Origin of the sequence: Marinimicrobium sp. UBA4209 (assembly GCF_002381585.1) — a bacterium.
Taxonomy (GTDB): Bacteria; Pseudomonadota; Gammaproteobacteria; order Pseudomonadales; family Cellvibrionaceae; genus Marinimicrobium; species Marinimicrobium koreense.
On the sequence record NZ_DFTP01000003.1, the window covers coordinates 10,284 to 10,493 of the forward strand.

A 210-nucleotide genomic window follows, 5' to 3' on the forward strand; every position below is an offset into this window, starting at 1 on the left:
GGCTCGGATCGCGGGTCCCCCGCTCTACGGTCTTGAGTCAAGGTTCCTGACACCGACTTAGCGTAACGTTCATGCAACGCAATCAAGTTGGACGGTTAAGGTTTAAAGAAGTGTAATACGTTCGGCGAAGTGGTAATCCGGTACACGCCCCCAAGACCGTAGAGCGGGGGACCCGCGATCCGAGCCCCCAGGGATGGGTTCACGGCGTGT